This window comes from Pseudomonas sp. 2(2015), assembly GCF_000955865.1.
GTDB lineage: Bacteria > Pseudomonadota > Gammaproteobacteria > Pseudomonadales > Pseudomonadaceae > Aquipseudomonas.
The window spans coordinates 1,093,238-1,118,237 of sequence record NZ_JYOF01000003.1; the positions used below are offsets into that span (position 1 = coordinate 1,093,238).

A 25,000-nucleotide genomic window follows, 5' to 3' on the forward strand; every position below is an offset into this window, starting at 1 on the left:
GAGGGAAACGACATGGGTATCAAGCCGATTGCACTGCTGCTGGCAGTGACTGCGGGGTTAAGCGGCTGCGGCGAGAACGCCCGCCTTGAGGTCAGCGACGGGGTCGGCCCGTCGCCGCAATTGCCCGAACCGAACAAGACCCTGATCCCCACCGTCAACATCGCCCCCGCCATTGGCTGGCCCCAGGGCATGACGCCCAAGGCCGCGCCCGGCACCCAGGTGGCGGCCTTCGCCGCAGGCCTGGACCACCCGCGCTGGCTCTATGCCCTGCCCAACGGCGACATCCTGGTGGCCGAAACCAATGCCCCGCCCAAACCCGATGACGGCAAGGGTATTCGCGGCTGGGTGATGGGCAAGGTCATGGACCGCGCTGGCGCCGGCGTGCCCAGCGCCAACCGCATCAGCCTGCTGCGCGACAGCGACCACGACGGCGTGGCGGAAACCCGCACGACCTTTATCGAGAACCTCAATTCACCGTTCGGCATGGCCCTGGTCGGCAATGACTTCTACGTCGCCGACACCGATCGCCTGCTGCGCTTTCACTATGAACCCGGCGCGACTTCGATCAAGGGCCCGGGTACTGCCGTGGCCGAACTACCGGGCGGCACGCTGAACCATCACTGGACCAAGAACGTGATCGCCAGCCGTGACGGCAAGAAGCTCTACGTCACCGTCGGCTCCAATAGCAATGTCGGCGAGAACGGCATGGACCAGGAAAAAGGCCGCGCGGCGATCTGGGAAGTCGACCCGGCCAGCGGCCAGACGCGGATCTTCGCCTCGGGCCTGCGCAACCCCAACGGCCTGGCCTGGGAGCCGCACACCGGACAGCTGTGGACCGCAGTCAACGAGCGTGACGAGATCGGCAGCGACCTGGTGCCCGACTACATTACCTCGGTCAAGGATGGCGGCTTCTATGGCTGGCCCTACAGCTATTACGGCCAGCACATCGATCAGCGGGTCAACCCGTCTGATCCGAACCTGGTGGCCAGCGCCATTGCCCCGGACTATGCGGTGGGGCCGCACACGGCGTCGCTGGGCCTGACCTTCGCCGAAGCAGGGGTGCTGCCGGCACCGTTCGAGCAAGGCGCGTTCATTGGCCAGCATGGCTCGTGGAACCGCAAGCCGCACAGTGGCTACAAGGTGATCTTCGTACCCTTCAGCACTGCCGGCAAACCTGCGGGCAAGCCGATCGACGTGCTCAGCGGGTTTCTCAATGATGAAGGCAAGGCCATGGGCCGGCCGGTCGGGGTGATCAACGATCAGCGCGGCGGGCTGCTGGTAGCCGATGATGTCGGGAACACGATCTGGCGGGTGAGCAAGGCCCGGTAAGCCGGGGGAGCTCAGCGTTTGCGGCAGAGGGTCAGGCCATCGCCAATCGGCAGCATCGACAGGTCCACCCGTGGGTCGTCCTTGAGCGTGCGGTTCAAGGCCTGAATGGCGCGGGTGTCTTCGCTGTGCGGGTTTTGCTCAAGCACCCGCCCGCTCCACAAGGTGTTGTCGAACAGTACCAGCCCGCCCACTCGCAGCAGTCGCAGGGCCTCTTCCAGATAGTGCGGGTAGTTGGCCTTGTCGGCATCGATGAAGATCAGGTCGTAGCGCGCTGATGGCAGTGTCGCCAGGGTCTGCAACGCCGGTGCCAGGCGTAGCTCGATGCGCTCGGCGACTCCAGCCTCCTGCCAGTAGCGCCAGGCCACGGCGTTGTAGCTGCCCTCAAGGTCGCAACAAAGCAACTGCCCATGCTCCATGGCCTGAGCCATGCACAAAGCGCTGTAGCCGGTGAAAGTACCCACCTCGATCACCCGCTCGGCACCGATCAGGCGCACCAGCAGCGCCAGCAACTGGCCTTGCTCCGGTGCCACCTGCCAGCGTGCTTCGGCCAAGGCCTGGGTTTCTTCACGCAAACGGGCGAGCAACGGCGTCTCGCGCAGCGACACGCTTTGCAGGTAGTGGTAGAGGGGGTCGTCGAGGTAGAGCGTCTGGGCGGTCATCGTCTACCTCGCACAGGTCAGGGGTTGCGCGCCAGGTGCGCTGGCTGCAGCACCCGCTTGGCGTTCAGGTAGGTCTTTTGCCAATAGCTGCTGGACAGGTAGTCCAGGCGCACCGTTCCGCCGGTGGCCGGGGCATGGACGAAGCGCCCTTCGCCGACATAGATACCGGCATGGCTGACCTGCGAGCCACCATTGGTGGCAAAGAACACCAGGTCGCCGGACTGCAGGTCGTTGCGCTCGATGCTCGGTGCGCGGATGCCGATCATCTCCCGGGTCGAACGCGGCAACGAGATGCCCGCAGCATCACGATAGACGTAGCCAATCAGGCCGCTGCAGTCGAAACCCGAATCCGGGGTGTTGCCGCCCCAACGGTACGGCGTGCCGACCAGGCCGAGGGCGCGGAACAGCACGTCTTCGGCAACCGGGGAGAAATACACTTGCGGGGCCATGACTGCCGGCTCGACCACTTTACGCGGGGCCGGGGCATGACTTGAGCAGGCACCGAGCAGTGCTGCGAGGGAAAGTAGAGCGAAGCGCGCCATCATCGCCATGGTCAGAACATCCTGTCTGAAGCCGCTTCGGCCAAGAGCCGAAAAGAGTTGAGAATTTAGATTAGACGCTTTCTGTAAACACGCACGGCGACGAGCTTTTCAGCTACGTCGCCGTGGTCAAACCTGTCGAAGGATCAGTTGCGCGAGAGCGTGGTCGCGGCCGGAGCCATGGCCAGTGCACGCTTGGCTTCGATGAAGGTCTTGCTCCAGTAGCGATCACCGAGCTTGTCGATGCGCACGCCACCGCTGCGGCGGCTGCTGGAGTGGATGAACTGATCGTCGCCGAGGTAGATACCGGCGTGGCTGACGCGGCCGCGACCATTGGTGCTGAAGAACAGCAGGTCGCCTGGCTTGAGGTTGTTGCGAGCAACCAGCGGGGCCTTGACGTTGATCATTTCGCGGGTAGAGCGCGGCAGGTTGAGGCCGGCTTCTTCGCGGAACAGGTAGCCGATGAAGCCGCTGCAATCAAAGCCGGTGTTCTCGGAGGTACCACCGAAACGGTAGCGGGTACCGATCAGCGACATGCCGCGCTCGAGAATGTTGTCGGCCAGGGCTGGCAGCTGGTAAGGCTTGCTGCTGGAGAAATCTTGCAGCTCTTCTTCGGTGGCCAGCTCTTCCTCGAACGTCGCCTGGACGGAGGACTTGGTCGAAACCTGAGCGGAAACCGGTTGCTGCTGAACCTGCTGCTGCGATACGGGACCGGTGGTCGCGCAGCCAAAAAGCAGGGTCACGAGTGCGAGGGGCACGAGGGGTGCGAAGCGATTTAGCATGGGCACGACCGTGTCTGGAATTTAAAGAAGTCGAGACTATGCCTTCTATCGCATCGATTTGCAAATTCAATCGAAAAAAATGTGACTTTTATGTGCCGAGGCTCTAGCCCCTGCCTTACCAGCCCAAAGTTTCTTTCAAGAACGGGATGGTGAGCTTGCGTTGAGCCTGCAAAGAGGCCTGGTCGAGGCGCTCGAGCAGGTCGAACAGTGCGCTCATGCTGCGGGTACCACGGGTGAGGATGAAGTGCCCGACCTCGTCGGTCAGGTGCAGGCCGCGGCGCGAAGCACGCAATTGCAGGGCGCGCAGCTTGTCTTCGTCCGACAGCGCACGCATCTGGAAGATCAGCGCCAGGGTCAGGCGCGACTTGAGGTCGGCGAGCTTGATCGGCAGTTCGCGGGGCGAGCTGGAGGCAGCCAGCAACAGGCGCCGACCACTGTCGCGCAGGCGATTGAAGAGGTGGAACATGGCCTCTTCCCACTCCGGCTTGCCGGCAATGACATGCAGGTCGTCGAGGCAGACCAGTTCATACTGTTCGAGGTTGTCGAGCAATTCGACGCCACGATCGAGCAATTGCGCCAGGGGCAGGTACACCGCCGGTTCACCCAGTTGCTCGAAGCGCAGGCAGGCGGCCTGCAGCAGGTGGGTGCGGCCCACGCCCTGTTTGCCCCACAGGTAGATCAGGCTTTCGGTCCAGCCGGCGTCGGCTTCGCAGAGTCGCTCGACGTAGCCCAAAGCGGCGGCGTTGGCACCCGGATAGTAGTTGATGAAGGTGGCGTCATCACGCAGACGCACACCCAGGGGCAACTGGATCGGTTTCATGCTGGCTGGGCAGTTCCGGGGAACCGCAAGGGGCCTTTTGTGAAAAGTCTGCAAAGTTTATACCCGTGGAGCCCCTCGCACAATCGGCGCAGACCACAAGTAAAATCAAAGGCTTGCATTAGCGGGTAAAGGCCAATGCAAGCCAGGTGCTATCAAGCTAGAGATCCGGGTCGATTTCGCCCGCGTAGATATCCGACTCTTTATACAGGTCATGCACATGGCGCAGCAGCACCATGATCACTGCCGCCACCGGCAAGGCCAGCAACACCCCGGTAAAACCGAACATCTCGCCACCGGCCAGGATCGCGAAGATCACCGCCACCGGGTGCAGGCCAATGCGATCGCCCACCAGCAGCGGTGTCAGCACCATGCCTTCGAGCGCCTGGCCGACCATGAATACGGCTGCGATGCCGAGCAAAGGATAAGGGTCGCCACCAAACTGGAACAGCCCGGCAATCATCGCCGCACCGATACCAATAATGAAGCCCATGTACGGCACGATCGCCGCCAGGCCCGCCAGCAGGCCGATCAGCAAGCCCAGCTCCAGGCCCACCAGCATCAGCCCCGAGGCATAGATGATACCCAGGGCCAGCATCACCAGCAGCTGGCCACGGACGAAGGCGCCCAGCACTTCGTGACACTCACCAGCCAGGGCCACCACCCGTTCCTCGCGCTGGCGCGGCAGCAGGCTGCGGATCTTGGCCATCATCAGGTCCCAGTCGCGCAGCAGGTAGAAGCTCACCACCGGGATCAGCACCAGGTTGGCCAGCCAGCCAATCAGGGCCAGGCCCGAAGCAGTGGCCTGGGACAGGATGACCCCGACGATGTCGGTGGTCTGGCCCATGTGCTCGCTGATGGCGGCCTTGATCTTGTCGAACTTCCAGAAGCCGTCGGCCAGGCCCAGGCGCGTCTGCACCCAGGGCAGGGCCTGGTGCTGCAGCCAGTCGAGCATCTGCGGCGCCAGCTCATACAGGCGCACCAGCTGTTTGGCCAGCATCGGCACCAATACCAGCAGCAACAAGGTCAGCAGCAGGGTGAACAGGGCAAACACCACCACCACACCCCAGGTGCGCGACAGGCCGGCGCGCTCCAGACGGTCGACCAGCGGATCGGCCAGGTAGGCCAGCAAAATGCCGACCAGAAACGGCGAAAGAATCGGGTGCAGCCAATACAGCAAGGCCGCGCACAGCAGCGCCCCACCTACCCATACCCAGCGACGTGTATCAGTCATGAACGGCTCCCGGCCAGGTCAGGGTTTACCAACGAAAACGCAGCCCGTTGAAGGGTTGCGGGGCGGCGGCCTGGGTTGCCCCGGGGTTGGCCGGATCGACGGCTGCAGGTGCCGCGGGCGCATCGGCCGGCAGCTCCTGCAACTTGGCCAGGCCCAGTTGCGCGCGCAACTGATCGCTGTTGCCGGTGACCTGATAGGTCAGGGTATCGCCCTGCACCACCTTGAGCCGCGCGCCGTAAGGCTCGAGCACCCGGCCCAGTTCGGCATAACGTTCCAGGGTCATGCCCTGGACCTGCACCTGCATTTCGCTGCTGGCCCCTGGACGGGCGACGAAACGCGGCGCCAGGCGGTTGCTGACGGCGAGCATCACGGCATCGGCCAGGGCCGCCTGATCAGCGCCCTCGGCAGTGCCCTGCTCGCGCTGCTCGCCCAGCCACAGGCGCCACTTGCCCTGCCATTTGCCATCGGCTTCGCTGGCGTGCACCGCCAGCAAGGCATCGGCGCCGTAGCGCTCGGAAGCCTCGCGCAGCGGCGCCGGGTCGGTGCCTTCAAGATTCTTGCCGGTTGCCACCAGTTGCTCCTGCAGATCGGCCAGCGGCAAGCGCAGCGGCAGGCCGCGGTGCTGGGCGGCGCGACGCAGCGGTTCGGCGCTGCCCTGGCCGTCGCCGACCAGGTTCGAACCTTCGACGCTGTCGTTCAACCACCAGCCGAGGATCGCTGGCCGGTTATTGCCCCACAGGGCCAGGCCCGCCTGACGCAAGGCGCGCTCGGTGCTGCCCGGGTCGAAGTCGACCAGCACGGTTTCCGGCGGGCCGGCCTCGAAGCCGAACTGGCTGATGATTTGTTGCGGGTCTTTGCGCAGCGCAGCCAGGCCCGGGCTTTGCACAGCCTTGACGTCGCCGGTCAGGCGCAACACCAGGGTTTCGAGGGCTTTTTCGGTGGCCTGGGTACGGGCTTCGGCGCCCTGGCCGGTGACCGGTTCGCGGACCTGATAAAGGCCGGAGAGGGTTTCGGCCTGAGCCGAGAGGCCGAACAGGGCCAGACAGCCGGCGGCCAGGTAATTACGCAAACGCATGGAGGATTCCTGTCCAGGTAATAAAGAAGCGTGGGCGACAAAAACGGACGCAGCTCAGACCGCAGCACCCGGTAAAACATTCAACCGCTGGCGGCAAATTGCGCCCATCGCCTTTGCTATACCTTATACAGCCTGCGCCGTGGCAACCAGTCGCGCACTGTTAAAGCGTATTTTTCGCAACATTTAAGGCCCTGCCCGTCGGCCTGAGGATGGCCGCTACCGGGCAACCCTGATAAAATCGCGCGCCTTCGCAGACCGGCGACGGTCAGGCAGCCGGATTCCCTCCGCCTTGCCTGGCAGGTCACGGTCGATTCCCCTGAATCCCTCCCCCCTAAAGGCCTGGATCATGAGCAAGCAACCCTCCCTGAGCTACAAGGACGCCGGTGTAGACATCGACGCCGGTGAAGCATTGGTCGAACGCATCAAAGGCGTTGCCAAGCGCACGGCGCGCCCGGAAGTCATGGGCGGCCTGGGCGGTTTTGGCGCCCTCTGCGAGATCCCGGCCGGCTACAAGCAGCCGGTTCTGGTCTCCGGCACCGACGGCGTCGGCACCAAGCTGCGCCTGGCACTGAACCTGAACAAGCACGACAGCATCGGCCAGGACCTGGTCGCCATGTGCGTCAACGACCTGGTGGTCTGTGGTGCCGAACCGCTGTTCTTCCTCGACTACTACGCCACCGGCAAACTCAATGTCGACGTTGCCGCTACCGTGGTCACCGGTATCGGCGCTGGCTGCGAACTGGCTGGTTGCTCCCTGGTCGGCGGTGAAACCGCTGAAATGCCAGGCATGTACGAAGGCGAAGACTACGACCTGGCCGGCTTCTGCGTTGGCGTGGTAGAAAAAGCCGAAATCATCGACGGCTCCAAGGTTGCCACTGGCGACGCGCTGATCGCCCTGCCATCGTCCGGCCCGCACTCCAACGGCTACTCGCTGATCCGCAAGATCATCGAAGTTTCCGGTGCCGACATCGAAACCGTCCAGCTCGACGGCAAGCCGCTGACCGAACTGCTGATGGCCCCGACGCGCATCTACGTAAAGCCGCTGCTCAAGCTGATCAAGGACACCGGCGCGGTCAAGGCCATGGCCCACATCACCGGTGGCGGCCTGCTCGACAACATCCCGCGCGTCCTGCCAAAAGGCGCCCAGGCTGTGGTTGACGTGGCCAGCTGGAATCGCCCGGCGGTGTTCGACTGGCTGCAACAGCAAGGCAACGTCGACGAGCACGAAATGCACCGCGTATTGAACTGCGGCGTCGGCATGGTCATCTGCGTCGCCCAGGACCAGGTCGACATCGCCCTGAAGGTCCTGCGTGAAGCCGGCGAGCAGCCATGGGTCATCGGCCAGATCGGCATCGCCGCCGAAGGCGCTGCCCAGGTTGAGCTGAAGAACGTCAAGGCACACTGATGCCGAGCAAGACCTGTGATGTCGTGGTGCTGTTGTCCGGCACCGGCAGCAACCTGCAAGCATTGATCGACAGCACCCGCACCGGCGACAGCCCGGTGCGGATCTGCGCGGTCATCTCCAACCGCGCCGACGCCTATGGCTTGCAGCGCGCCAAAGACGCCGGTATCGCCACCGCCGTGCTCGACCACAAGGCCTTCGACGGCCGCGAGGCATTCGACGCGGCACTGGTCGAACTGATCGATGGCTACCGCCCGCAACTGGTGGTGCTGGCCGGTTTCATGCGCATCCTCAGTGCCGGCTTTGTCCGTCACTACCAGGGCCGCCTGCTGAACATTCACCCTTCCCTACTGCCCAAGTACAAGGGCCTGCACACTCATCAACGAGCGCTGGAAGCCGGCGATGCCGAGCATGGCTGCAGCGTGCACTTCGTCACCGAGGAACTCGATGGCGGACCGCTGGTCGTACAGGCAGTGATACCGGTAGAGTTGGATGACACGCCAGAATGTCTGGCACAGCGGGTTCACAGCCAGGAACACCTGATCTATCCGCTGGCGGTGCGCTGGTTTGCCGAGGGCCGTTTGCGCCTGGGCGAGCACGGTGCTCTACTGGATGGCCAGCCTCTGGCGGCCAGCGGCCACTTGATTCGACCCTAGGAGAAATTATGCGTCGTGCCCTGCTCTTCGCTCTCGCCGTGCTCGCGCTGCCGTTGCAGGCAGCCGATCTGAAGCCATTCTCGGCCAGCTACACCGCCGACTGGAAGCAACTGCCCATGAGTGGCACTGCCGAGCGCAGCCTGGAAAAGAACGCCAACGGTACCTGGAACCTTAATTTCAAGGCGTCGATGATGATCGCCAGCCTGATTGAGCAAAGTACCCTGAAGCTGGACAAGGACACCCTGCTGCCCCAGACCTACCACTTCGAACGTGGCGGCCTGGGCAAGGCCAAGAAGGTCGATCTGGATTTCGACTGGAGCAGCAAGAAGATCACCGGCACCGACCGCGGCGACGCGATCAACCTGCCGCTCAACCGCGGTGTGCTCGACAAGTCCACCTATCAACTGGCCCTGCAGCATGACGTGGCAGCTGGCAAGAAGAGCGTGAGCTACCAGGTGGTCGATGGCGACGAGATCGACACCTACGACTTCCGCGTCCTGGGCAGCGAGAAAGTCACCACCAAGACCGGCCAGGTCGATGCCATCAAGGTCGAGCGCGTGCGCGACCCGAGCCAGAGCAAGCGCATCACCGAGCTGTGGTTCGCCAAGGACTGGGATTACCTGCTGGTGCAACTGCGCCAGGTCGAGACCGACGGCAAGGAGTACGTGATCGTCCTGCAGGACGGCACGGTCGACGGCAAGACAGTCAAGGGCAACTGATTGCCTGACTGCTGGTAACACCCGAAACCCCGCCACGTGCGGGGTTTCTTTTTACACCCTTGGCAGGAGCGGGCTTACCCCGCGATCGCAGGCTACCAGTCACATCGCATCGCGGGGCAAGCCCGCCCCCCACAGGGACATGAAAGATGTTTCATGCGCCGTTTATTTACTTAGCCTGCTAACAAACTCTATAAAAGAGACCTGCGACACGGTGCCGCAGTTAACTGAAAGTGGAGTTTGCAGATGACTGTCAAAGTAACTGAGCGCGACGAAAGCAAAATGTCTCACGAAGGCCTGGCTGCAGGCGTGCGCATCTGGGATGTGCATCAGCAGGGTGAGCTGGTCGGCATGTTCCACAACGAGCATGAGGCCCACAGCTACCGCATCGAGCTGGAATACCTCGAGAACAGACGGCAACAGCAATAACCCCCTCCAGAAAAAACAAACCCCGCCGAAGCGGGGTTTGTCGTCTTTACCACATCAGATCGTCAGGGATCACGTAGGCCGCGTACGGATCGTCGGCATCCGGCTCTTCAACCTGGGTGTTGAGCAGGACAATGCGCTGCGGGTCGCGCTCCTGGATCTTCAGCGCCGCTTCACGGGGGATCACTTCGTAACCACCGCCATGGGCCACGATGGCCAGCGAACCGCTGCTCAGCTTGCTGCGCATCAGGGCGTTGACCGACAGACGCTTGACCTTCTTGTCGTCGACGAAGTTGTAGTAGTCCTCGGTGGTCAGCTTGGGCAGGCGCGAGACTTCGATCAATTGCTTGACCTGGGCGGCGCGGGCCTTCTGCTCGGCCTTCTCCTGCTGCTGGCGGTTGAGCTCCTGGTCGCGCTTGGCTTTTTCCGCCATGGCTTCCTTGGCCAGCCGCTGCTGGGTATCGTCGACCTCGACCTGGCCTTTGTGCTCCAGGCGCTTTTGTTTCTTCTGATCTTTACTGACCTGCTTGACCTGTTTCTGGTTGACCAGACCGGCCTTGAGCAATTGGTCGCGAAGGGAAAGGCTCATCGTTCACTCACTTATGCAACAGCTCAGCCGCAGCTGGGCAGGTTCTTTTCCTGACGTTTGGCTTCGCCCCAGAGCGCATCCATGTCTTCGAGGGTGCAATCTTCAATCGGACGGCCTATGTCGCGCAATGCCTGTTCGATAAAACGGAAACGTCGCTCAAACTTTTTGTTCGCCCCGCGCAGGGCGTTTTCCGGGTCGACCTTCAGGTGCCGGGCCAGGTTGACCGCCGCGAACAGCAAATCGCCAAGCTCGTCGGCCAGGGCCACGCTGTCGTCGTCGGCCATGGCCTGCAGCACTTCGTCGAGTTCTTCGCGAACCTTGTCGAGCACCGGCAAGGCGTGTGGCCAGTCGAAACCGACCTGGGCGGCACGCTTTTGCAGTTTGGCCGCCCGCGACAAGGCCGGCAACGCGGCCGGCACGTCGTCGAGCAACGACAACTGCTCGGGCTCGCCCTTCTCGGCGCGCTCCTGGGCCTTGATCTGTTCCCAGCGCTGCTTGACCTGGGCTTCGTCGAGCTTGGGTGTGTCGAGGGCAGCGTAGAGTTCACCGCTTGGGAATACGTGCGGATGGCGGCGGATCAGCTTGCGGGTGATGCTGTCGACCACGCCATCGAACTCGAAACGGCCTTCTTCGCGTGCCAGCTGGCTGTAGTAGACCACCTGGAACAGCAGGTCACCGAGTTCGCCCTGCAAGTGCTCGAAGTCGCTGCGCTCGATGGCGTCGGCCACTTCGTAGGCTTCTTCGAGGGTGTAGGGGACGATGGTCGCGTAGGTCTGCTTGAGGTCCCACGGGCAGCCATGCTGCGGGTCGCGCAGGCGGGCCATGAGGTGGAGCAGGTCGTCTAGGGTGTGCATCAAAGGGCTCTCTCAGGTCTGGCCTCATCGCTGGCAAGCCAGCTCCCACAGGATCGGAGCAACCTGTTTCCTGTGGGAGCCGGCTTGCCGGCGATAGGGCCTCAAGGCGTACGGTTACGCCGCGTCTCGATGATGTTCGGCAGTTGCGAAATCCGCCCCAGCAGGCGCCCGAGGGCATCCAGGCCAGGAATCTCGATGGTCAGCGACATCAGTGCGGTGTTGTCTTCCTTGTTCGAGCGGGTGTTGACCGCCAGCACGTTGATCCGCTCGTTGAGCAGGACCTGGGAAACGTCACGCAGCAAGCCCGGACGGTCGTAGGCACGGATGATGATATCCACCGGGTAGGTCTGTACCGGCACCGGCCCCCAGCTGACCTGGATGATCCGCTCCGGCTCGCGCCCGGCCAGTTGCAGCACCGAGGCGCAGTCCTGACGGTGGATGGTCACGCCACGGCCCTGGGTGATGTAGCCAACAATCGCATCGCCCGGCAGCGGCTGGCAGCAACCGGCCATTTGCGTGAGCAGGTTGCCGACGCCCTGGATCTGGATGTCGCCACGCTTGCCCGGCTTGTAGCCGGTGGCCTTGCGCGGCACCAGCTCGACATGATCGCTGCGCTCGGGCTCGACCAGTTGCTGCGCGGCGTTGACCAGGTGCGCCAGGCGCAGGTCCCCGGCGCCCAGCGAAGCGAACATGTCCTCGGCGGTACGCAGGTTGGCTTTTTCCGCCAGGCGTTCGAAGTCGACCTGCGGCAGGCCCAGGCGGTTGAGTTCGCGCTCGAGCAGGGTCTTGCCGGCGGCGACGTTCTGGTCGCGGGCCTGCAGCTTGAACCAGTGGACGATCTTCGCCCGCGCCCGCGAGGTGGTGACGTAGCCCAGGTTCGAGTTCAGCCAGTCGCGGCTGGGGTTGCCGTGCTTGCTGGTGATGATCTCGACCTGCTCGCCGGTCTGCAGGCTGTAGTTGAGCGGCACGATGCGGCCGTTGATCTTCGCCCCGCGGCAGTTGTGGCCGATCTCGGTGTGCACCCGGTAGGCAAAGTCCAGCGGCGTGGCGCCCTTGGGCAGGTCGATGGCGTGGCCATCGGGGGTGAATACGTAGACCCGGTCCGGTTCGATATCAACGCGCAGCTGTTCGGCCAGGCCACCGATGTCGCCCAGCTCCTCATGCCATTCCAGCACCTGGCGCAACCAGGAGATTTTCTCCTCGTAGTGGTTGGAGCTGGGTTTGACATCGGTGCCCTTGTAGCGCCAGTGCGCGCAGACGCCGAGCTCGGCCTCTTCGTGCATGGCATGGGTGCGGATCTGCACCTCGAGGACCTTGCCCTCAGGGCCGATCACCGCGGTGTGCAACGAGCGGTAGCCGTTTTCCTTGGGGTTGGCGATGTAGTCGTCGAACTCTTTGGGAATGTGCCGCCAGAGGGTGTGGACGATACCCAGCGCGGTGTAACAGTCGCGCATTTCCGGGACCAGCACGCGCACTGCGCGCACGTCGTAGATCTGGCTGAATTCCAGGCCCTTGCGCTGCATTTTGCGCCAGATCGAATAGATGTGCTTGGCCCGGCCGCTGATGTCGGCGTTGACGCCGGTGGCCAGCAGTTCGTTCTGCAGCTGGTTCATCACGTCGCTGATGAAGCGCTCGCGGTCCAGCCGGCGCTCGTGCAACAGCTTGGCGATCTGCTTGTACTGATCGGGTTCGAGGTAGCGGAAGGACAGGTCTTCCAGCTCCCACTTGATATGACCGATGCCCAGTCGGTGGGCCAGCGGTGCGTAGATATCGAAGACTTCGCGGGCGACGCGATTGCGTTTCTCGTCGTCGGCGCCCTTGACCGCGCGAATCGCGCAGGTCCGCTCGGCCAGCTTGATCAACGCCACGCGCACGTCGTCGACCATTGCCACGAGCATCTTGCGCAGGTTCTCGACCTGCGCCTGCGAGCCCAGCACCAGCGACTGGCGCGGGCTGAGACTGGCACTGATGGCAGCCATGCGCAGCACGCCGTCGATCAGTTTGGAGACCACCGGGCCAAAACGCTGGCCGACTTCAGCCAGGGTCACCTTGCCTTCGCGCACGGCGCGGTAGATGACCGCGGCGACCAGCGAGTCCTGGTCGAGCTTGAGGTCGGCCAGGATTTCAGCGATTTCCAGGCCGGCCTGGAAACTCGACGTACCATCGGCCCAGGAATGCTTGGCCGGGTTGCCCTTTTTTTCGATGTCCTGGGCGAACTCGCAAGCGGCCTTGAGGGCCTCCCGGTCCAGCGCCAGGTCGACGCTCACCACATGATCCAGCCATGCTTCGAGATTGATACTGCCGTCGGTGTTGACCGGCTGGTGCACTCTCACCTGTACCATCTTTGTTTACCTTTCCCTACAGCGCATTCGCGATGCGCTTGAAATCACTGGTGCTGCCCCTGCCGGACCCAAGGTGCAGCGCCGAACGCGTCAGCCTGGCTAACCCGCTTCGAATAACGCCATGGCTTCGACATGCGCCGTCTGAGGAAACATGTCGAGAATCCCGGCACTTTTTAACCGGTAACCCTGCCTGACCAGTTCAACGGTGTCGCGGGCCAGGGTCGCCGGATTGCACGATACATAAACAAGACGTTTCGCGCCGAGGTCTGCGATTTTTCGCACAACCTCAAATGCACCATCACGCGGTGGGTCCAAGAGTACCGCAGAAAAGCCTCCTGCGGCCCAGCCCGACGCCGCCAAAGGCTGCGATAAATCGGCCTGAAAAAACTGCGTGTTATGCAAATTGTTGCTACGGGCATTGGCGGCGGCCCGCTCGACCATCGCCTGCACCCCCTCCACCGCCACCACTTCCTTGGCCTGCCGGGCCAGCGGCAAGGCAAAGTTGCCCAGGCCGCAGAACAGGTCGAGCACGCGCTCATCGGCCTGCGGCGCCAACCAGGCCAGGGCCTGCTCGATCATCGCGGTGTTGACCTGGGCGTTGACCTGGACGAAATCGCCCGGCCGGTACGCAAGCTCCAGGTTCCACGGTTCAAGGCGGAAACCGAGGCTCTGACCGGCGTCCAGCGGCAAAGGTTCACCCTCGCCTTGCAGCCACAGCTGCGCACCGGCCTCGGCGCAGAACGCCTGCAGGCGCGCCAGGTCGCCCTCAGCCAAGGGCCCGGTGTGGCGCAACAGCAGCGCCAGCGCGGTACCGCTGAACAGTTCGACGTGACCCACCACTTGCGGCTTGCTCAGGCTGCGCAACAGCGTTGGCAGGTGACGCATGATCGACTGCAAGGGTTGTACCAGCACCGGGCAGTCGTCGATGGCGACGATGTCCTGGCTGGCTTCGGCGCGAAAACCGACTTCAAGCTGTTTTGCCTTGTTGTCCCAACGCACCGCAACCCGCGCCCGGCGCCGGTAGCCGAATTCCGGACCGCTCAGCGGCGCGGCCCAATGCTCGGGCTGCACGCCGGCAACCCGCTGCAACTGCTCGGCCAGCAGGCGTTGCTTGAGCGCCAGTTGCTCGGCATGGGGCAGGTGCTGCAGGTTGCAGCCGCCACAGCGGTCGAAGTGCTTGCACGGGGCCTCGCGGCGCGCCGGGCTGGCACTGAACACCCGCTCAAGGCGCGCCTCGACCACCTTGCCGTGGGTGTTGAGCACCCGCGCTTCGACCTCTTCCTCGGCCAGCGCGCCACTGACGAACCAGGTACGACCGTCGAGAAAGGCGATGCCCCGGCCGTCACCGGCCAGGCGCTCGATGCTCAGGCGCTGCTTTTTGCCGGTGGGGATCTGTGGCGCGCGGGTGCCACCGGCCGGCTGAAAGCGCAGGCCGCTGTTACGTTTGTTCTTGGACATCAGTTCACTGAATCGAAAATGCCGGTCGACAGGTAACGGTCGCCACGGTCGCAAATGATCGCCACCATCACGGCGTTTTCCAGCTCGCGGGACAGGCGCAGCATGGCTGCCACTGCACCACCGGAGGACACGCCACAAAAAATGCCCTCTTCCCGGGCCAGGCGGCGGGTGGTTTCTTCGGCTTCGCTCTGGGCCATGTCGACCACGCGGTCAACGCGCTCGGACTGGTAGATCTTCGGCAGGTATTCCTGCGGCCAGCGGCGGATGCCGGGGATGGCCGAGCCTTCCATCGGCTGCAGGCCGACGATCTGCACCGCCGGGTTCTGCTCCTTGAGGTAGCGCGAGCAGCCCATGATGGTGCCGGTGGTGCCCATGGAGCTGACGAAGTGGGTAATGCTGCCCTGGGTCTGGCGCCAGATTTCCGGGCCGGTGCTCACGTAGTGGGCTTCAGGGTTGTCGCCATTGCCGAACTGGTCGAGCACCAGGCCACGGCCTTCGGCCTGCAGGCGGTCGGCCAGGTCGCGGGCGCCTTCCATGCCCTCTTCCTTGCTGACCAGGATCAGCTCGGCGCCATAGGCGGTCATCGCCGCCTTGCGCTCGGCGCTGGAATTGTCGGGCATGATCAGGATCATCTTGTAACCCTTGATCGCCGCCGCCATGGCCAGAGCGATGCCGGTGTTGCCCGAGGTCGCTTCGATCAGGGTATCGCCCGGCTTGATCTGCCCACGCAGCTCGGCGCGGGTGATCATCGACAGCGCCGGCCGGTCCTTGACCGAGCCTGCCGGGTTGTTGCCTTCAAGCTTGAGCAGGAGGGTATTGCTGGTTTCGCCGGCAATGCGCTGCAGGCGGACCAGAGGCGTGTTGCCGACGCAATCGGCGATGGTTGGGTACTGCAAGGTCATGGCGTATTCGCAATCCAGACTGCGGGGGCGCCTATCATACCGGCAAACGGGATTTGCCCATATCACGCAATGTGTTGGGGTTATAGCTGCGAGCTATAAGCAATAAATCTCCGGCAGTGGACATGCACTCACCTGAAACCTGTGGGAGCCGGCCTTGCCGGCGATGGGCCGCGAAGCGGACCCGCGATCACACTGCTGGCAGCTGCATGCTCAGGCGCAGGCCCTGCCCGGTATTCTGCGCCCACAAGCGCCCGCCCTGACGGACGATGGCGTTACGGGCAATGCTCAGGCCCAGCCCGAAGCCGCCATCACCGGGCCGCGATCCGTCCAGGCGGGTAAAAGGCGCGAAAATGCGCTCCAGCTCGCGTTCCGCCACGCCGCCACCCTGGTCTTCCAGCCAGATCAGCCAGTCATCGCCCTGGCGCCGACCATCCAGGCGGATCACACCACCGGCCGACGAATGCCGGATGGCATTGCGCAGAATGTTCTCCAGCGCCTGGGCCAGGCTGTTGAGGTTGCCCTGCACCCAGCATGAGGCATCCAGCGCACAATGTAGTTGCGCAGCCGGCCAGGCACTCTCGTAGCAGGCATCCTCGGCGAGCATTTCCCACAGCGCCTGGACCTGGATCGGCTCTTTGCTCAAGGGCGCCCGCTCAGTGTCGAGCCAGGCCAGTTGCAAGGCATCTTCGACCAGATGCTGCATGCAGTCGATTTCGCGCCCCAGGCGTACGCGTAGCTGATTGGCATCCGCCTCGCTGTCGCAGGCCACGCGCAAGCGGCTCAAGGGCGTGCGCAGCTCGTGGGAAAGGTCGCGCAACAGCTGCTGTTGCAAGGCCACCGTGCCCTGCAGACGTTCGGCCATGTCATCGAAGGCACGGCCCAGTTCGCCCAGCTCGTCCTGGCGGCTGGTGGTGCTGCTGGCGACCCGGGCCGAGAGCTGGTCGGCACGCCAGGCATTGGCCTGCTCGCGCAACTGGATCAGCGGCACAACCAGCATGCGGTAGAGGCCGACGCATAGCAGCAAGGTAAACAGCCCGGGGATGATGCCGTTGGTCACCACTCGCCACAGCACCCGGTACTGCCCCGGCGCCAGGCGCTGCGGCAGCTCCATGACCAAGGTGCCCAAATGTGGCTGTTGCGGGAACGGCAGGCGCATCCACGGCATGCCGATCGCGCGCGGGCTTACTGGCCAGTCGATGCCGCGCAGAAAGGTCAGGCGCCGGCTTTCAGCCTCGTTGAGCGGCGTGCTGCTCAATGACTGCAGGTTCGGGCCGATCACCCCGACCCAGCCGCTTTCCTTTTCACCCACCGCCGCCAGCCAGGCGTCGATACCGGCCTGCCCGCCTTGCAGCCAGGCCTGCTCGGCATCGCTGGCATAACCCTGCAGGATGCTTTTGGCCTGTTCGGAAAGGAAGGCGTTCTGGGTGTCCATGTGCCGGCCCCAGGTCCAGCTCAGGCCGATCATCAGCAGGCAGAAGCCCACCAGCAGGATCGCCAGTTTCCAGAACACGGAATGACGATTGGGCACCTCAATGCACCTCGACGCTACTGAGCACGTAGCCCTTGCCCCACACCGTGCGCACCTCGCGCTCCAGGTAGCCGATGGCCTTGAGCTTGCGGCGGATCTGGCTGACGTGCATGTCCAGGCTGCGATCGTGGCGTGCATAGCCGCGCTGCAACACCTGCTGATAAAGGAAGGCCTTGCTCAGCACCTCTTCATCGCTGCGCTGCAGGGTGTCGAGCAGGCGATACTCGCTGAGGGTCAGCCCCGCCCACTGCTGGCCATAACAGACATCGCTGGCCTCTTCGTCGAAGCGCAGTTCACCGGCCAGCATCGCAGCCGGTTGCTGGTGGCGCCGCTCCAGCGCTACCCGGCGCAGGATCGCTTCGATGCGAACCTGCAGCTCGACCATACTGAAGGGCTTGGGCAGGTAGTCATCGGCGCCACGCTTGAAACCGCTGATGCGGTCGGCCTCGGCGCCCAGCGCCGACATCAGGATCACCGGCGTCGAGCTGCTTTTGCGCAACTGCGCCAGTACATCCAGGCCGTTGAGGCCGGGCAGCAGGATATCCATCAGCACCACATCAAAGCGGCTGCTCTGCGCGACCTGCAGGCCCTCCTTGCCATTCTGGCACCAGGTGACCTTGAAGCCGCCGCGTTGCAGCTCTTCGCGCAGGTAGGCACCCAGGACCGGATCGTCCTCGATGGCAAGGATGTTGGAGGTGCTAATAGATACAGGAGTCATTGGCCGATGCTAGCAATTCTCAATCACGCGATTATTCGGCATTCCCCGTGCACAGGCAACCGCAGCTCGACCAAAGCCCCGGTTATCCTTGGCAATCGACAAAAGCAGATACAAATGAGTGCATTACGCGAGTAGGCGCGGTACTTTTCCGACTTGGTCCGTCAGCAGGAGCTGGCGGAGGCTTACAGCGCTTACCGGGCACAGGAGAGTGGCGTGCTGAATAGATTGGGGATCAGAAGCCGCGTGCTGTTGCTCGCCTTGTTGCCAGCCGGCCTGATGGCGCTGGTGCTGGGCGGCTACTTCACCTGGTTGCAGCAGAGCGAGCTGCAGACCCAACTGCTGCAACGCGGCAAGATGATTGCCGAGCAACTGGCCCCGCTGGTGGCGCCGGCCCTGGCGCGGCACGACCCGGCGCAGCTGGAGCGCATTGCCGCCCAGGCCCTGGAGCAGTCCGATGTGCGTGCCGTGGCTTTTCTCGGCCCCGACCGCAACGCCCTGGCCCACGCCGGCCCGAGCATGCTCAACCAGGCACCCACCGGTGGCGGCACGCAGTTGCTGCAGCGCACCGGCAATGACGCCACCCGTTACTTGCTGCCGGTGTTCGGCCGCCACCGCGACCTGGCCGGCGAGCTGATTCCCGGCGAAGCCGATCGCCTGCTCGGCTGGGTGGAAATCGAGCTGTCCCACGACGGCACCCTGCTGCGCGGCTACCGCAGCCTGTTTACCAGCCTGCTGCTGATTTTCCTCGGCCTGGCCGCCACCGCCCTGCTGGCCCTGCGCATGAGCCGCACGATCAACGGCCCGATCGGCCAGATCAAATACGCAGTCACCCAGTTGAAAGACGGCAACCTCGAAGAACGCTTGCCGGCAATGGGCAGTTACGAGCTTGATGAACTGGCTGCGGGGATCAACCGTATGGCCGAAACCCTGCACAACGCCCACGAAGAGCTGCAGCACAGCATCGACCAGGCCACCGAAGACGTGCGCCAGAACCTGGAAACCATCGAGATCCAGAACATCGAGCTGGACATGGCGCGCAAGGAGGCCCTGGAGGCCAGCCGGATCAAGTCCGAGTTCCTCGCCAACATGAGCCATGAAATCCGTACGCCGCTGAACGGCATTCTCGGTTTCACCCATTTACTGCAAAAAAGCGAACTGACCCCGCGCCAGCTCGACTACCTGGGCACCATCGAAAAGTCCGCCGGCAGCCTCTTGGGCATCATCAACGAGATCCTCGATTTCTCCAAGATCGAGGCCGGCAAGCTGGTGCTCGACAGCATTCCGTTCAACCTGCGCGACCTGATCCAGGACACCCTGACCATCCTCGCCCCGGCGGCCCACGCCAAACAGCTGGAGCTGGTCAGCCTGGTGTACCGCGATACACCGCTGTCGCTGGTTGGCGACCCGCTGCGGCTCAAGCAGATCCTTACCAACCTGGTCAGCAACGCCATCAAGTTCACCCGCGAGGGCACCATCGTCGCCCGGGCCATGCTCGAGGACGAGCGCGAAGACAGCGTGCAGTTGCGCATCAGCGTTCAGGACACCGGCATCGGCTTGTCCAGCCAGGATGTGCGGGCACTGTTCCAGGCCTTCAGCCAGGCCGACAACTCGCTGTCGCGCCAACCCGGTGGCACAGGCCTGGGCCTGGTGATTTCCAAGCGCCTGATCGAACAGATGGGCGGTGAGATCGGCGTCGACAGTACGCCCGGCGAAGGCTCGCAGTTCTGGATCAGCCTGAGCCTGCCCAAGGCCCGCGACGACGCCGAAGACCTGCCAACGCAACCGCTGGTGGGCCGCCGCGTAGCAATTGTCGACAGCCACGAGCTGGCGCGCCAGGCCCTGGAGCATCAACTGGAAGACTGTGGCCTGAGCGTCAGCCTGTACACCACGGTCGAACAACTGCTGCACGCGGTCGAAGCCGCCAGCCTGGCCGGGCAACCCTTCGAGCTGGCAGTGCTTGGGGTCAACCTCGACAGCCTCTCGCCGGAGCGCCTCGGTCAGTACATCCAGCAACTGGAGAACCTTGCCTGCCAGGCCCTGGTGCTGTGCCCGACCACCGAACAGGCGCTGTACCACCCTTACCTGCCCAATGCTCACGGCCAGTTGCAGGCCAAGCCTGCCTGCACGCGCAAATTGCGCCGGGCCCTGGTCGAGATGGTCCAGCCGCGGCGCCCGGGCAGCGAGAGCAAGCCGGTGTCCGACCAGCCGTTGCCGAAGGTGCTGTGCGTCGACGACAACCCGGCCAACCTGCTGCTGGTGCAAACCCTGCTCGAAGACCTGGGTGCCGAAGTGCTGGCGGTCGACAGCGGCTATGCGGCGGTTCAGGCGGTGCAGGACGAGCGCTTCGACCTGGTGCTGATGGACGTACAGATGCCCGGCATGGACGGGCGCGAATGCACCGAGCAGATCCGCCAGTGGGAAACCAGCCAGAGCGGCCCGGCGCTGCCAATCGTGGCGCTGACCGCCCACGCCATGGCCAACGAAAAACGCGCCCTGCTGCACAGCGGCATGGACGACTACCTGACCAAACCGATCAGCGAGCGCCAACTGGCCCAGGTGGTGCTCAAATGGACCGGCATGGCCCTCGGTGCGCCGCGCCCGGAACGCCCGCTGGAGCGCACGCCGGACAGCAGCGAACTGAAGGTGCTCGACCCCGAGGAAGGCCTGCGCCTGGCTGCCGGCAAGCCGGACCTGGCCGCCGACATGCTGGCGATGCTGCTGGCGTCGCTGGAGTCCGACCGCGAAGCGATTCGTGTCGCCCGCGAGGCAGCCGACCGCAATGGCATGATCGAGCGCGTGCACCGGCTCAATGGCGCCTCGCGCTACTGTGGCGTACCGCAACTGCGCGCCGCCTGCCAACGCAGTGAAACCTTGCTCAAGCAGGATGACCCACAGGCGCCGCAAGCGCTGGACGAACTGGACCGGGCCATCACCCGGCTGACTGCCCAGGCGCGCATGAGCGCCTGAACCCTGGCTGACCTGGGGCAAGGCCCGATCCTTGCCCCTTGGTTAAACTTTCAGGCAAAGCCTTCAGGAACATCCCATGCGCGTATTGTTTTTCAGCAGCCAGACCTACGACCAGGACAGCTTCACCAGCGTGGCACCGGCGCCAGAGATTGAGCTGCACTTTCAACCGGCGCGCCTTACCGAAGACACCGCGCCGCTGGCGGCCGGCCACGAAGTGGTCTGCGCCTTCATCAATGACGACCTAGGCGCTGCGGTACTGGAGCGCCTGGCGGCCGCTGGCACGCGCCTGATCGCCCTGCGCTCGGCCGGCTACAACCACGTCGACCTGGCCGCCGCCAAACGCCTGGGCCTGGCCGTGGTACGGGTGCCGGCCTACTCGCCACATGCCGTGGCCGAGCATGCGGTGGCGCTGATCCTGGCGCTCAACCGGCGCCTGCACCGGGCCTACAACCGCACCCGCGAAGGCGACTTCACCTTGCACGGCCTGACCGGCTTCGACCTGCACGGCAAGACCGTCGGCGTGGTCGGTACCGGGCAGATCGGCGCGGCCTTTGCGCGGATCATGGCCGGTTTCGGTTGCCAGTTGCTGGCCTACGACCCCTACCCCAACCCCGACCTGCTGGCGCTCGGTGCGCGCTACCTGAGCCTGCCGCAGCTGCTGCGCCAGGCCCAGGTCATCAGCCTGCACTGCCCGCTGACCGACGACACCCGCCACTTGATCAACGCCCAGAGCCTGGCCGACCTGCAACCCGGGGCCATGCTGATCAATACCGGCCGCGGCGCCCTGGTCGACACGCCGGCGCTGATCGAGGCGCTGAAAAGCGGCCAGCTCGGCTACCTGGGCCTGGATGTCTATGAAGAGGAAGCCCAGCTGTTCTTCGAAGACCGCTCCGACCTGCCCTTGCAGGACGACGTGCTGGCGCGGCTGCTGACCTTCCCCAATGTGATCGTCACCGCCCACCAGGCCTTCCTCACCCGTGAAGCGCTGGCGGCCATCGCCGCCACCACCCTGGACAACATAAGCCGCTGGGCGGCAGGCAATCCGCAGAACTTGGTCGAGGGTTGATGCTAGGATACGCGGCAGATTTGGAGGACCCATGGTCGAACACGATTTCCGCTACACCCTGTTTAACCCGCAACACACCCTGATCGAGTGCCGCGCCCTGGTGCCAGGCCGCTATCAAGTGACCGGCAACGGCGGCTCGATCCAGAAGAACGACGTTCTGCTGGTGACCCTCAAGGGCAGCAAGGACTTGTCCATGCGCCTGACCGTGGAGTCGGTGCGCCACTTGATCAACCCGACCGGCCAATGGGTCGCGGTAGCCAGCGGCCCGGTGTTCGGCGAACTGGCGATCCACACCTGGGAGGTCAACTGCGACAGCTGCCAGGCCGCCCTGAGCTTCGAATTCGCGGTCGACGCCAAACTGGGTAAAAAAGCCCAGCAACCGGCCGCCAGCGCACGCATCGCCGAGCTTGGCTGGATCAGCCGCGGCGACAAACACCTGTGCCCGAAATGCAAGGAGACGGCCCAGTGAAAACGCTGTTGCTCTCAGCCCTGATCGGCACCGCCCTGCTGGGTTGCGCCGCCGAGCCGATGAAGCTGGAACAGGAACGCAGCTACCTGCTGGAGTGGATTGGCGAGCGTCCGCTGATGGACTACAGCCACCTGACCCTGACCCTGGCTGCCGACGGCCGCGCCTATGGCAACGGCGGCTGCAACCACTGGTTCGCGCCGTACCAGCTGGACGGCGACAAGCTGAGCTTCGGCAAGGTCGGCAGTACCCGCAAACTGTGTGCGCCGGCGCTGATGGAGCAGGAAAAACGCTTCCTGCAGGCGCTGGAAACCGTGCAGCGCTGGGATATCTCGCCGATCGAGCAAGTGCGCTTCTGGCCCGCCGAGGGCAAGCCGCTGCGTTTCTGGCCTGAGGAGGGGTGACTTAAGCGGCAAGCTACAAGCTTCAAGCCGCAAGTAAGAGCAGACTGTACGCGCTCTGGCTCTATCTTGCAGCTTGCAGCTTGAGCCGTCAGGCGCCTTTCAGCGCCTTGATCTTCTGGTTCAGGCCCTCAAGCGTCTGCTCCCCCATCAACTGCTCCCTTACCTTGCCCTTGTCATCGATGATGTAGGTCACCGGCAAGGCTTCGCTGCGCGGCAATTGGTAACGCTCGGCCGGGTCGCTGGCCAGTACGGTGAAGCCGATACCCAGGGCTTCGCTGGCCTTTTTCAGGTCTTCACCCTGCAGGCCGTCGAAGTTCACCCCCACTACCTGCACGCCCTGCCCCTGCCATTGCTTGGCCGCGGCGTTGAGTTCGGGAATTTCGATACGGCACGGGCCGCACCATTCCGCCCAGTAGTTGAGCACCAGCCAGTGCCCTTCAATCTGCTCGGCTTTCACTGCCTGGCCGTGCTGGTCCAGGCCGTAATCTGCACCGCAACCGCCAAGCAACAGGCTCGCGGTGATGGCCAGTGCTGCTGCCAAACGCCTTGTCATGGGTCAATCCTTCTCGAAGATTCAAGCAAAATGCGAAGTCGCTGCGGTTAGAATAGCCGCCACACCCTGCTGGATGCGACCCGAACATGACTGACCTGACCCTCTATCACAATCCGCGCTGCTCCAAATCCCGTGGCGCCCTGGAGCTGCTCGAAGCCCGCGGCCTGGCCCCGACCGTGGTGCGCTACCTGGAAACCCCGCCAACGGCCGGCGAGCTCAAGGCCCTGCTCGGCAAGCTTGGCATCAGTGCCCGCCAGCTGCTGCGCAGCGGCGAAGACGAATACAAGACGCTCAACCTGGCCGATGCCAGCCTCAGCGAGGCGCAGTTGATCGAGGCCATGGTCCAGCACCCGAAGCTGATCGAGCGGCCGATCCTGATCGCCGGTGACAAAGCCGTGATCGGCCGGCCACCGGAGAAGGTGCTGGAGATCCTGCCGTGAGCGCACCGTATATCCTGATCCTGTTCTACAGTCGCCATGGTTCGACCAGCGAGATGGCCCGGCAGATTGCCCGCGGCGTCGAGATGGCCGGCCTTGAAGCACGTATCCGCACGGTACCGGCGATTTCCACCGAGTGCGAAGCCGTCGCCCCGGACATCCCCGACACCGGCGCCCTGTATGCCAGCCTCGACGACCTGCGCCACTGCTCGGGCCTGGCCCTGGGCAGCCCGACACGCTTTGGCAACATGGCCGCACCGCTCAAGTACTTCATCGACGGCACCAGCAGCCTGTGGCTGAGCGGCGGCCTGGTCGGCAAGCCAGCGGCGGCGTTCACCTCCACCGCCAGCCTGCACGGCGGCCAGGAATCGACCCTGCTGTCGATGCTATTGCCGCTGATGCACCACGGCATGCTGATCATGGGCCTGCCCTACAGCGAGTCGGCATTGCTGGAAACCCGTGGCGGCGGTACGCCCTATGGCGCCAGCCACCATGCTGGCGCCGACGGCAAGCGCGATCTGGATGCCGACGAAATCGCCCTGTGTCGCGCCCTGGGCCAGCGCCTGGCGACTACCGCCAAACTGCTGGAGAACGGCCGTGGCTAAAAAGCCCAAGGTATTGCCGTCGCTCGAATGGCTGGCGCCGCGCCTGCGCCTGACCCGGGCGCTGAGCCTGGCGAGCTTTTTCGGCCTGGTCGCCCTGCTGACCCTGAACAACCTGCTGTTCGCCGACCTGCACGGTGCGCGGGTCGGGGTGATCCTGGCGATCGAGCTGGTGCCGCTGGCCCTGCTGCTGCCGGGCATGCTGCTGGGTAACGCCCGCGCTCATGCCTGGACCTGCTTTGTGGTCAATCTGTACTTCATCAAGGGCGTGCTCGCCGCCTTCGACCCGGCCCGGGCGCTGTTCGGCTGGCTGGAAGTGGCGATCAGCCTGGCGCTGTTCGTCAGTGCCTTGCTGTATGTGCGCTGGCGCTTTCAGTATGAGCGGCGGTTGGCCGGGGAAGGTTCGAACTAAGAGTTGAATCCATCGCTGGCAAGCCAGCTCCCACAGGGTTTTGCGGGAGTTGGCTTGCCAGCGATGG

General features: G+C 64.0%; 26 protein-coding genes. 12 read left to right on the plus strand and 14 right to left on the minus strand.

Annotation, left to right across the window (positions count from 1 at the left end; all coding sequences use genetic code 11):
* The first annotated feature begins 12 nt into the window (after positions 1-12).
* Positions 13-1,329: a sorbosone dehydrogenase family protein gene (locus UB48_RS07935; protein WP_045195552.1), complete on the plus strand. Its 1,317-nt coding sequence runs from the start codon at positions 13-15 to the stop codon at positions 1,327-1,329.
* An 11-nt stretch (positions 1,330-1,340) separates the two neighbouring features.
* Here UB48_RS07935 and UB48_RS07940 read toward each other — a convergent pair whose 3' ends face one another.
* From UB48_RS07940 to UB48_RS07965, 6 genes are all read right to left on the minus strand, one after another.
* Entirely contained in the window at positions 1,341-1,988 is a 648-nt protein-coding gene (locus UB48_RS07940) for an O-methyltransferase (protein WP_045195554.1), read from the minus strand.
* Between the two features lie 17 nt (positions 1,989-2,005).
* Positions 2,006-2,539: a C40 family peptidase gene (locus UB48_RS07945; RefSeq protein ID WP_045195556.1), complete on the minus strand. Its 534-nt coding sequence runs from the start codon at positions 2,537-2,539 to the stop codon at positions 2,006-2,008.
* A gap of 134 nt (positions 2,540-2,673) precedes the next feature.
* Positions 2,674-3,309 (minus strand): C40 family peptidase, encoded by a 636-nt coding sequence (locus UB48_RS07950; protein ID WP_045195558.1) that lies wholly within the window; start codon positions 3,307-3,309, stop codon positions 2,674-2,676.
* 115 nt (positions 3,310-3,424) lie between these two features.
* Positions 3,425-4,129, minus strand: coding sequence for a DnaA regulatory inactivator Hda (hda, locus tag UB48_RS07955; protein ID WP_010220358.1), 705 nt, complete (start codon positions 4,127-4,129; stop codon positions 3,425-3,427).
* A 157-nt stretch (positions 4,130-4,286) separates the two neighbouring features.
* Entirely contained in the window at positions 4,287-5,360 is a 1,074-nt protein-coding gene (locus UB48_RS07960) for an AI-2E family transporter (protein ID WP_045195560.1), read from the minus strand.
* A gap of 25 nt (positions 5,361-5,385) precedes the next feature.
* A complete protein-coding gene (locus tag UB48_RS07965) occupies positions 5,386-6,435 on the minus strand; it encodes a DUF2066 domain-containing protein (RefSeq protein ID WP_045195562.1) in 1,050 nt (349 codons plus the stop codon).
* Positions 6,436-6,781: 346 nt separating this feature from the next.
* Here UB48_RS07965 and purM point away from each other — a divergent pair, with 346 nt between their 5' ends.
* From purM to UB48_RS07985, 4 genes are all read left to right on the plus strand, one after another.
* Positions 6,782-7,840, plus strand: a complete 1,059-nt coding sequence (purM, locus tag UB48_RS07970) for a phosphoribosylformylglycinamidine cyclo-ligase (protein ID WP_045195563.1) — start codon at positions 6,782-6,784, stop codon at positions 7,838-7,840.
* Complete coding sequence (gene purN / locus UB48_RS07975) at positions 7,840-8,493, plus strand: phosphoribosylglycinamide formyltransferase (RefSeq protein ID WP_045195565.1); 654 nt, start codon at positions 7,840-7,842, stop codon at positions 8,491-8,493. Before purM ends, purN begins: the two co-directional genes overlap by 1 nt.
* Positions 8,494-8,501: 8 nt before the next feature.
* Positions 8,502-9,212: a DUF3108 domain-containing protein gene (locus UB48_RS07980; RefSeq protein ID WP_045195566.1), complete on the plus strand. Its 711-nt coding sequence runs from the start codon at positions 8,502-8,504 to the stop codon at positions 9,210-9,212.
* Between the two features lie 243 nt (positions 9,213-9,455).
* Positions 9,456-9,638, plus strand: coding sequence for a hypothetical protein (locus UB48_RS07985; protein ID WP_038993913.1), 183 nt, complete (start codon positions 9,456-9,458; stop codon positions 9,636-9,638).
* A gap of 46 nt (positions 9,639-9,684) precedes the next feature.
* Here UB48_RS07985 and UB48_RS07990 read toward each other — a convergent pair whose 3' ends face one another.
* The 7 genes from UB48_RS07990 to UB48_RS08020 all read right to left on the minus strand — a co-directional run bounded on the left by UB48_RS07990 (position 9,685) and on the right by UB48_RS08020 (position 18,026).
* Positions 9,685-10,224: a DUF2058 domain-containing protein gene (locus UB48_RS07990; RefSeq protein ID WP_045195569.1), complete on the minus strand. Its 540-nt coding sequence runs from the start codon at positions 10,222-10,224 to the stop codon at positions 9,685-9,687.
* A gap of 23 nt (positions 10,225-10,247) precedes the next feature.
* The gene (mazG, locus tag UB48_RS07995; RefSeq protein WP_045195571.1) at positions 10,248-11,078 is read right to left on the minus strand and encodes a nucleoside triphosphate pyrophosphohydrolase; all 831 of its coding nucleotides are present in this window, start codon (positions 11,076-11,078) and stop codon (positions 10,248-10,250) included.
* Positions 11,079-11,179: 101 nt separating this feature from the next.
* On the minus strand, positions 11,180-13,420 hold the full coding sequence (relA, locus tag UB48_RS08000) for a GTP diphosphokinase (protein ID WP_045195574.1): 2,241 nt from the start codon (positions 13,418-13,420) through the stop codon (positions 11,180-11,182).
* 99 nt (positions 13,421-13,519) lie between these two features.
* Positions 13,520-14,878 carry a 23S rRNA (uracil(1939)-C(5))-methyltransferase RlmD gene (gene rlmD, locus UB48_RS08005; protein ID WP_045195575.1) on the minus strand — a complete coding sequence of 453 codons (1,359 nt, stop codon included), beginning with the start codon at positions 14,876-14,878 and terminating at the stop codon, positions 13,520-13,522.
* On the minus strand, positions 14,878-15,780 hold the full coding sequence (gene cysM / locus UB48_RS08010; RefSeq protein ID WP_045195576.1) for a cysteine synthase CysM: 903 nt from the start codon (positions 15,778-15,780) through the stop codon (positions 14,878-14,880). The genes rlmD and cysM overlap by 1 nt, the downstream gene beginning before the upstream one ends.
* Positions 15,781-15,967: 187 nt before the next feature.
* Positions 15,968-17,308, minus strand: a complete 1,341-nt coding sequence (locus UB48_RS08015) for a sensor histidine kinase (protein ID WP_177329145.1) — start codon at positions 17,306-17,308, stop codon at positions 15,968-15,970.
* 1 nt (position 17,309) lies between these two features.
* Positions 17,310-18,026 (minus strand): response regulator transcription factor, encoded by a 717-nt coding sequence (locus UB48_RS08020; RefSeq protein ID WP_045195578.1) that lies wholly within the window; start codon positions 18,024-18,026, stop codon positions 17,310-17,312.
* A 213-nt stretch (positions 18,027-18,239) separates the two neighbouring features.
* Between UB48_RS08020 and UB48_RS08025 the strand changes: the two genes are divergently transcribed.
* The 4 genes from UB48_RS08025 (at position 18,240) to UB48_RS08040 (ending at position 22,929) form a co-directional block, all read left to right on the plus strand.
* Positions 18,240-20,993: a response regulator gene (locus tag UB48_RS08025; protein ID WP_045195580.1), complete on the plus strand. Its 2,754-nt coding sequence runs from the start codon at positions 18,240-18,242 to the stop codon at positions 20,991-20,993.
* A gap of 76 nt (positions 20,994-21,069) precedes the next feature.
* Entirely contained in the window at positions 21,070-22,059 is a 990-nt protein-coding gene (locus tag UB48_RS08030; RefSeq protein WP_045195582.1) for a 2-hydroxyacid dehydrogenase, read from the plus strand.
* A 31-nt stretch (positions 22,060-22,090) separates the two neighbouring features.
* Positions 22,091-22,528, plus strand: coding sequence for a hypothetical protein (locus tag UB48_RS08035; protein ID WP_045195583.1), 438 nt, complete (start codon positions 22,091-22,093; stop codon positions 22,526-22,528).
* Positions 22,507-22,929, plus strand: coding sequence for an META domain-containing protein (locus tag UB48_RS08040; protein ID WP_123567106.1), 423 nt, complete (start codon positions 22,507-22,509; stop codon positions 22,927-22,929). Before UB48_RS08035 ends, UB48_RS08040 begins: the two co-directional genes overlap by 22 nt.
* Before the next feature lie 88 nt (positions 22,930-23,017).
* On the opposite strand, the gene UB48_RS08045 is transcribed toward UB48_RS08040, so the two are convergent.
* Positions 23,018-23,482 (minus strand): TlpA disulfide reductase family protein, encoded by a 465-nt coding sequence (locus UB48_RS08045; RefSeq protein ID WP_045195587.1) that lies wholly within the window; start codon positions 23,480-23,482, stop codon positions 23,018-23,020.
* A gap of 86 nt (positions 23,483-23,568) precedes the next feature.
* Here UB48_RS08045 and arsC point away from each other — a divergent pair, with 86 nt between their 5' ends.
* Genes arsC through UB48_RS08060 form a run of 3 tightly spaced genes read left to right on the plus strand, consistent with a single transcriptional unit; the run spans position 23,569 to position 24,933 of the window.
* Positions 23,569-23,922: an arsenate reductase (glutaredoxin) gene (arsC, locus tag UB48_RS08050; protein WP_045195588.1), complete on the plus strand. Its 354-nt coding sequence runs from the start codon at positions 23,569-23,571 to the stop codon at positions 23,920-23,922.
* The gene (gene wrbA, locus UB48_RS08055; RefSeq protein ID WP_045195589.1) at positions 23,919-24,524 is read left to right on the plus strand and encodes an NAD(P)H:quinone oxidoreductase; all 606 of its coding nucleotides are present in this window, start codon (positions 23,919-23,921) and stop codon (positions 24,522-24,524) included. Before arsC ends, wrbA begins: the two co-directional genes overlap by 4 nt.
* Positions 24,517-24,933, plus strand: coding sequence for a DUF2069 domain-containing protein (locus UB48_RS08060; protein WP_045195592.1), 417 nt, complete (start codon positions 24,517-24,519; stop codon positions 24,931-24,933). Before wrbA ends, UB48_RS08060 begins: the two co-directional genes overlap by 8 nt.
* The last annotated feature ends 67 nt before the right edge of the window (positions 24,934-25,000 follow it).